The sequence below is a fragment of the uncultured Turicibacter sp. genome, from assembly GCF_938044715.1.
Lineage (GTDB): Bacteria > Bacillota_I > Bacilli_A > MOL361 > Turicibacteraceae > Turicibacter > Turicibacter sanguinis.
The window spans coordinates 1-5,244 of record NZ_CALIOS010000141.1; the positions used below are offsets into that span (position 1 = coordinate 1).

A 5,244-nucleotide genomic window follows, 5' to 3' on the forward strand; every position below is an offset into this window, starting at 1 on the left:
CAAGAGCAAACGATATTATTTGTCTACATGATGGAAGGGGAAAGAATCGTGCTCCAATTCACACGATTGAGGCATTAAAAGATGTTATACCGTTGTGGATTTCAAAAGGGTATAAATTTGAAACAATTGATCGGTATACCAGTTCAAATAAATCATCTTCTTTACGAATCTAGACCTTGTAAGTAGCCTATTAGTGTTGCGTATGGCGAAGTTTTGATAAAATTCAACATTGGATAAAGTGACGATCGAAAGAGAGGATAGATTATATAGAAGAACCTTCTATCCATTTATCATTCTGTTAAGTAATTGAGTATAAACTCACTGTACAATATTCTAAAATTAAAACAATTAATAGTGCTGATAACTTATGTTAAAATGTGTAAAAGAACAGATTCATAAGGATTTAAATTACAATATATCTAAATAAAAAAATGACGGTCGTTATTATCAACATCCTGGGTGAAATTATTTCGCCCTTTTTTGTTTATATTTGACAACGCTTTATATTTTACAGAATCTCCTCAATAGTTTGATTGACAAACTTAATTTAAAGTGTTACTCTAAAACATATAGTATTTAAAACTATATGTTTTAGAGAGTGTGACTTTTTAATTTGGAGGAACAGAATATGATTAGAATTATTTCAGACTCATCAACACTTTATTCAGTTAAAGAAGCAAAAAAACACAACTTTGATGTAACACCGTTAAGTGTAACGATTAATAATAAAAGCTACAAAGAATTAGTTGAAATTCAAACAGAGGAATTTGTTAAAATTATCAATGAAGGACATTTACCTATTTCATCACAACCATCAATTGGAGAAGTGGTGGATGTTTATAATCAATATCCTGAAGATGAAATTATCAATATTACATTAGCTGATGGATTATCAGGAACTTATAATTCAGCTTGTACAGCACGTACAATGGTTGATCATGCTGAAAATATTACTGTCATTAATTCACGAACACTTTGTGGACCACAACGTTACTTAGTTGAAGTGGCGGTTAAATTAGCACAGGCAAATAAAACAAAAGCAGAAATTATAGAAGAACTAGAAAAATTAATTCAAACTTCAAAATCATTCTTAATTCCTAATGACTTTGATTATTTAGTACGAGGGGGACGTTTATCTCCTCTTGTAGGAAAAATCGGTGGATTAATTAAATTAGTTCCTGTTATGACATTATCAGAAGATAGTACGCGATTAGATAAGTTCGCAACTAAACGCACCTTCAAAAAAGCTATTCAAGAAATTTGTGATTGCTACAAAGAAATGGGTGTAAATGAACAGTATAAAATTTATATTACGCATGCTTGCAATGAAGAGTTGGCAAATATAGCTAAAGACGTTATAATTAAAAATATTGAAAATGTTGAAACAGAAATCATGATGTTAACCCCAGTGTTTACAACTCAAGGTGGACCAAACTGTGTTGCCATTCAAGTTATTAAAAAACATGAAATTTTAGGTTAAGAGATAGGAAGAGTTATCATAATGTATATTGAAGAAACTGAGCTAAAAGATATTTTAGATTTTCATTGTCCGAGATATAACGAATTACCGAGCATTGCTCTTTATAAAGATCAAGTGATTCTTTATATCGAAGAGACGTTAAAACCTTTAAATTTAAATCCAGAAGAAAAATTATTAACACCAACCATGCTCAATAATTATGTTAAACAAAAAGTTGTTTCTCCGCCGTTGAATCGAAGATACAATGAAAAGCATTTAGCTTATTTAATTGTTGTGTGCTTGTTAAAACAAGTCTATAGCCTGACGGAAATTTGTGAGTTAATAAAAAATCAAATTGGGAGCTGCCCGACAGAGGTGGCATATGATTTATTCTGTGATGAACTTGAAGATGCTCTAAAATATGTTTTTAGTCGTCGTAATCAAGAGCTTTCAACACCAGATCCGGTCACTCTTGAAAGAGAAATCGCACAATCTGTTGTGCTCTCATTAGCCAATAAATTATTTATTCAAAAATATTTAATTGAAAAACGAAAAATGAATTAGTAATTTAACCTAATTATAATAAAAAAATTCCCTCGGAGCGTTAATCTCCAAGGGAATTTTTTATTTCTCAATTTCAGTTAAGTTATTTAACTTTTGAATTAAACAATCAATAGCCTCAACATAGTCAGAAACAATACGATTCGCAATATCATTTGCTGCATCTTCACTATAAAGATGTCAGGTTGCATTTTTATCTTCTAGCAGTCTAATCCATAGTTGTTCATCATCAATCAGGTTATTACTGTATGATTTTTTATAAATCATTTGTGGAAAAGTCACTTCTAACGTGATATCAGAGTAATTGAAAAAGTCTTGTTGTGTTTTATGTTTTAGTTCATAAGTAAATTCAAATCTTTGAATTAAACTATCACGGATGATATCATTGTTTCCGTCAGATAAAGAAGAAACTTCTATTAATCGAGCATACGCTTTTTTCAAGTTTGTAAATTTATACTGTAACTTTTTCATAGATTATCATACCTTCTTTTAGTACTTGAGATAACAAATAAGGGTTACATCAAATTCTAGAAGTGTATTGCCCTTTGTATTAATTTCTTCAACAAATAAAGAAATGGAGCCTGTTGAATACACTGCTAAATCGATATCGCTTTGTGAATGATTATCTCCGCGTTCCCGTGATCCAAAAAGTAAAATTTTTGGGATGTTATCGTAATTTGCTGCAACGATTTTAATTTCTTCTATAATTTTTTCATTCAGATTCATTATGTTCACCTTATTATAGTGATGGTAAAGAGTAGGATATTTAATAAGTTTATTATAGCCTAATGTTAGGAAAATGAGGGATAGACTTATAGGTATAATTAAAATGTGGATAAATCTGAAAGTTTTAGTTTAAACTTGTTGACACTTGTGTATAATTAGACTATCGAAGGGGGTTACGGTTATGTATAAAGTGTTAATTGTTGAAGACGATGAAACCATTGCTATGTCACTTCAGAAGGTGCTAACTCAGTGGGATTATGATGTGAAGTGTGTAACAGATTTTAAAGAGGTTATGAACGACTTTATCAATTTTAATCCTCATCTTGTTTTATTAGATATATCACTTCCATATTTTAATGGGTATCACTGGTGCGCTGAAATGCGTAAGTTATCTCAAATCCCAATTATTTTTATTTCATCGATGTCCGATAATATGAATATCGTCATGGCAATGAATATGGGAGGCGATGATTTCATCTCTAAACCTTTTGATTTAACGGTTATGGTGGCGAAGATACAGGCTTTACTTAGACGATCATATTCTTTTTCAGGAACATTGAATGTGATTGAGCATCAGGGAGTTATTTTGAATTTGAATGATGCAACAGTTGAATATCAGCAGACTAAAATTGAACTAACCAAAAATGAATTTAAAATATTACAATTACTTTTAGAAAACAAAAGTAAAATTGTCAGTCGTGAAGAAATCATGGAGTGCCTGTGGTTAAGTGATAGCTTTATTGATGATAATACTTTAACCGTTAATGTGACTCGTTTAAGAAAAAGGTTAAATGATATCGGATTAGAAAACTTTATTAAAACGAAAAAAGGGATTGGCTATATGGTGGAATAGATGAAGGATGATAAAAGATAAGTATTTCTAAATAATAGGAATGAGTGGTTGAAGAAGGAGTAAGAGATGAATAAATGGAAAATTTTTATGGCATATATAAAAGATCAGTTGAAACTGATTTTATTGAATGTTTCCTTTTTAATCAGCGCATGCATTATTTTTATGCTTTATAATCTTCATTTTGAAGCTATCTTTTACGTTATGTTTTTATGGTTATTTGTCGCTTTTATTTATAGTCTCTTTGATTTTTCTAACTACTATCAAAAGCATCAGCAATTACAAGTTATCAAAAAGGAAATTGAGGTTCATTTAGCGACGCTACCTATATCCAATCGATTGATTGAACAGGATTATCAACAAGCATTGTGTCTTCTGCAAGAGGAACGATTAAAGATTAAACTTCAATTTGATAATAAGCAAACTGAGATGATGGATTATTATACAATGTGGGCACACCAGGTTAAAACACCAATTGCAGCGATGAAATTATTAGTTCAAACAGAACCAAGTTCTGTAAATAAGGAGTTACTAGAGCAAATTTTTAAAATGGAGCAATATGTTGATATGGTACTTGGGTATTTAAGAATCGATGAGATGTCAGCTGATTTAATGTTACAAAAATATCGGCTGTCTGATCTTGTGAAGCAGGTGATTCGAAAGTATGCAAGTCAGTTTATTCGAAAAAATATAAAGCTTGAGTTTCAAGAGATGGAGACTATTGTTATTACTGATGAAAAGTGGTTGGTGTTTGTACTTGAACAATTATTGTCAAATGCTTTAAAGTACACAAACAGGGGGACGATTTCTATTTATATGGATTTTATTAATCCAAAAATGTTGGTCATTGAAGATACTGGAATTGGAATCGCCGAAGAGGATTTGCCACGTATTTTTGAAAAAGGCTATACGGGATATAATGGACGAATGGACAAAAAGGCGACGGGAATTGGTCTTTATTTGTGTCACAAAATCTTGAATAAACTAGGTCATAATGTTGAGGTGACATCTGAAATAGGTGTTGGAACTAAGGTAATGATTGATTTAAGTCGCAAAGAATCAAGGTATGAATAAGCAACCTTACATCAATGTAAGGTTAGCAGTTGGAAATGTAAGACCATGAAATGGCAGAGCATTTCCTTTTTTCTTATAATAAAACTATAATCGAGTTTAGAAAAGGAGGACGTGCAATGTCATTACTTGAGGTGAATCATTTAAAAAAGGTGTACACAACACGTTTTGGGGGAAACCAAGTTGAGGCGTTAAAGGATGTTAATTTTTCAGTGGAATACGGTGAGTATGTAGCCATTATGGGAGAGTCTGGTTCTGGGAAAACAACGCTGTTAAATATTTTGGCGGCACTTGATAAACCGAGTAGCGGAGAGGTTTTATTAAATGGAAAAAATATTATTGGGATTAAAGAGGGACAGATGGCGGCATTTCGCCGTGAACATTTAGGATTTGTTTTTCAAGATTTTAATTTACTGGATACCTTCTCATTAAAAGATAATATTTTCTTACCCCTTGTGTTATCAGGAACTCACTATAAGGAGATGATGGCACGATTAACACCCATTGCCAACACACTTGGAATTTCAGAACTTTTAGAAAAGTTCCCATATGAAGTATCAGGTGGGCAAAAGCAACG

The 5,244-nt window shown here is 31.6% G+C and carries 7 protein-coding genes; 5 read left to right on the plus strand and 2 right to left on the minus strand.

Going from position 1 to position 5,244, the window contains the following annotated elements; genetic code table 11:
- Positions 1–628 precede the first annotated feature (628 nt).
- Complete coding sequence (locus QWC74_RS13410; protein ID WP_006784651.1) at positions 629–1,480, plus strand: DegV family protein; 852 nt, start codon at positions 629–631, stop codon at positions 1,478–1,480.
- Positions 1,481–1,501: 21 nt separating this feature from the next.
- Positions 1,502–2,023, plus strand: coding sequence for a DUF1836 domain-containing protein (locus QWC74_RS13415; RefSeq protein ID WP_006784652.1), 522 nt, complete (start codon positions 1,502–1,504; stop codon positions 2,021–2,023).
- Positions 2,024–2,200: 177 nt separating this feature from the next.
- Here the strand turns inward: QWC74_RS13415 and QWC74_RS13420 are convergent, their stop codons facing one another.
- The gene (locus tag QWC74_RS13420; RefSeq protein WP_006784653.1) at positions 2,201–2,491 is read right to left on the minus strand and encodes an HI0074 family nucleotidyltransferase substrate-binding subunit; all 291 of its coding nucleotides are present in this window, start codon (positions 2,489–2,491) and stop codon (positions 2,201–2,203) included.
- 18 nt (positions 2,492–2,509) lie between these two features.
- Positions 2,510–2,746 carry a nucleotidyltransferase domain-containing protein gene (locus QWC74_RS13425; RefSeq protein ID WP_006784654.1) on the minus strand — a complete coding sequence of 79 codons (237 nt, stop codon included), beginning with the start codon at positions 2,744–2,746 and terminating at the stop codon, positions 2,510–2,512.
- Positions 2,747–2,927: 181 nt separating this feature from the next.
- Here QWC74_RS13425 and QWC74_RS13430 point away from each other — a divergent pair, with 181 nt between their 5' ends.
- The 3 genes from QWC74_RS13430 to QWC74_RS13440 all read left to right on the plus strand — a co-directional run.
- A complete protein-coding gene (locus QWC74_RS13430) occupies positions 2,928–3,599 on the plus strand; it encodes a response regulator transcription factor (RefSeq protein ID WP_006784655.1) in 672 nt (223 codons plus the stop codon).
- 66 nt (positions 3,600–3,665) lie between these two features.
- On the plus strand, positions 3,666–4,670 hold the full coding sequence (locus QWC74_RS13435) for a HAMP domain-containing sensor histidine kinase (RefSeq protein WP_006784656.1): 1,005 nt from the start codon (positions 3,666–3,668) through the stop codon (positions 4,668–4,670).
- 116 nt (positions 4,671–4,786) lie between these two features.
- Positions 4,787–5,244: ABC transporter ATP-binding protein (locus QWC74_RS13440; RefSeq protein WP_288994217.1), on the plus strand; the 458-nt coding region annotated here is incomplete at its 3' end.